Origin of the sequence: Nocardiopsis sp. TNDT3 (assembly GCF_003427465.1) — a bacterium.
In the GTDB taxonomy this organism is placed as follows: Bacteria; Actinomycetota; Actinomycetes; order Streptosporangiales; family Streptosporangiaceae; genus Nocardiopsis; species Nocardiopsis dassonvillei.
The window spans coordinates 1-2371 of record NZ_QPFC01000971.1 but is presented as its reverse complement, the minus strand read 5'-3'; the positions used below and the strand labels follow the sequence as shown (position 1 = coordinate 2371).

The 2371-nt window shown below is 76.6% G+C and carries 2 protein-coding genes; both read right to left on the bottom strand.

Features of this window, described 5'->3' with window-relative positions; all coding sequences use genetic code 11:
• On the bottom strand, positions 1–240 hold a 240-nt coding region (locus DQW06_RS22435; RefSeq protein WP_117199254.1), incomplete at its 3' end, for an ATP-binding cassette domain-containing protein.
• Between the two features lie 85 nt (positions 241–325).
• The coding region (locus tag DQW06_RS22430) for a LuxR family transcriptional regulator (protein WP_157983562.1) at positions 326–2371 on the bottom strand (2046 nt) is incomplete at its 5' end.

The window sequence follows — 2371 nt, the reverse complement described above, 5'->3', positions numbered from 1 at the left end:
GTGGTGGGGGCGGCGGCCGGGCGGCGGGGCGCCCTTCCAGGTGATGGTCCCGGCGGTGGGGCGCAGGACGCCGGACAGGACGTTGAACAGGGTGGTCTTGCCCGCTCCGTTGGGGCCGATGAGGCCGACGACGGACCCGGGCGCGACCCGGAGTCCGACGCCGTCGAGCGCGGTGAGGCCCCCGAAGCGCACGGTCACCCCGTCAGCGCTCAGGAGGTGCTCCGTTGCGGTCGTCGTCATGGGCTGCCTTTCTCTTCGACCGGAGGCGTACCGACCAGTTGGTATGAGGGGGGTGTCCGGCGGCGCCTCGACCGTCGGCCCGGGGTCAGTTGAACAGGCGGGCCAGGTCCACGCGGGACCTGATGTTGAGCTTGCGGAAGATGCCGCGCAGGTGGTGCTCGACCGTGCGCGGGCTGATGAACATGTGGGCGGCCACCTCGCGGTTGGTGGCCCCCTCGGCGACCAGCCGGGCGATCTGCTGCTGTTGCGCGGTCAGCTCGCTGGTGGAGACGGGGTCGGGGCCGCGTTCGGCGGTCCCGATCGCGCGCAGCTCGGCGCGGGTCTGGCGCACCCACAGCCGCGCCCCGAAGCGTTCGAAGGACTCCAGCGCGTTGTACAGGTGCTCGCGGGCCCGGCCGGGCAGGCGGGCCCGGCGCAGGTGGGCGCCGAACAGCAGCTGGGTGCGCGCGTGCTCGACGTCGTCGTCGCCGCAGGCCCGGTGCAGGGCCAGCGCGTTCTCGAAGTGGTCGCATGCCTCGTCGCCCGCGGCCAGCAGGCCCGAGCCCCGGGCGGCCAGCGCCAGCGTGCTCGGGCTGCCCACCGACTCGGCCCAGCGCCGGTACCCGGCCAGGGAGGTGCGCGCCCACTCGGTCTCGCCCATGCGGGTCGCCGCCTCCACGAAGTGCGGGGCGGTGAGCAGCCGCATGGTGGGGTGGCCGTGCCCTGGGGCGGCGTGGACCAGGGCGCGCAGCCGGAAGAACGCCTCCGCGGCGTTGCCCCGGGACAGCTCCAGGACGGCCAGTGCCCACGCCGACAGGGCGGCGGCGAGGCCGAGGCTGTTCTCCCCCGCCTGGGCGGCGACCGCGCGCGCCCGGATGCGGCAGGTGTCCACGTCTCCCTGGATGGCGGCGATCATCGCCAGGGACGCCAGGTGCTGGGTGGCCCACACGGTCTGGCCGGTCTCGCGGGAGACCCGCAGGCCGGTCAGGGCGGTCCCCGCGGCCGAGGGGAAGCGCCCGCTCCAGAACTCGGAGAAGACCAGGAAGCCCAGCGCGGCGGGCAGGGTGGCCCGTTCGCCGCGCAGGCGGCCGACCTCGACGGCGCGCGAGGTCACCGAGCGCACGAACGGCGCGTCGCCCAGGCGCAGGCCGCTGATGCCCGCCCAGACCAGTTCGGAGGGCTTGGCGATCGCGGCCAGCCCGGTGGCCTCGCGCAGCAGCGGGGTGGAGCCGGGGTAGTCGCCGCGGAAGGAGACCGCGCACCCCTCCAGGAAGGACGCGACCATGCGCATCGGCGCCGGGTCGTCCGGGCCGACCAGGGGCAGGGCCAGTTCGGCGGCCCGGCCGTGGCGGACGGCGTCCCCGGCGAGGGAGGCGGCGTCGGCCGAGCGCACGAGGGCGCGCAGGGCCAGGAAGCGGTCGTGGGGGATGAGTTCGCGGCCTACGGTGAGCAGGCGTTCGGCGACGTCCATGGCGTTCTCGCCGCGCATGGCGATCTGGGCGTCGATGAGGTCGGAGGTCGCCCGCCGCCGGTCCGTCACCGCCAGGGGGCGCGCCCGCGCGAGCAGCCGGGTGGCGCGCGCCGAGCTCCCGGCCATGTAGGCCTCGTAGGAGGCCGTGTTCAGTCGGCAGGCGCGCTCGTCGGGGTCGGGGCACAGGTCGGCGGCGCGCTCGTAGGCGTGGGAGGCGGCGAGGCGGCCCTCGATCCGCTTGACGCGCCGGGCGGCGGCGGTGGCGGCTTCGGCGAGCCCGGCGTCGGGCGCGTCGGCCCCCGAGGCGGTGTGGCGGACGAACTCGGCGGGCGAGAGTTCGGGGTCGCAGGCGCGGGCCAGGGCCCGGTGCGCGGCGCGCAGTCGCCCGGCGGGGGCGTCCTGGGCGATGGCCTCGCGCGCCAGGGGGTCGGTGAAGACGACGGTGTCGCCCTCCACCCGCACCAGGCCGCGCTCCTCGGCGGGTTCGAGGTCGGTGACGGTCGGTCCGGGGCCGGTGGTGTTCGGTCCGGGTTCCTCGCAGGCCTCCAGCAGCCGGTGGACGCGGGGCTCGTCGCCGAGGGCGGCGAGCAGCAGCAGGCGGCGGGTCCGCTCGGGGAGATCGCGGTAGGGGGCGAGGAAGCCGGCGCGCAGGCGGCCGGGCAGGCGCGGCGGGGCGGGGAG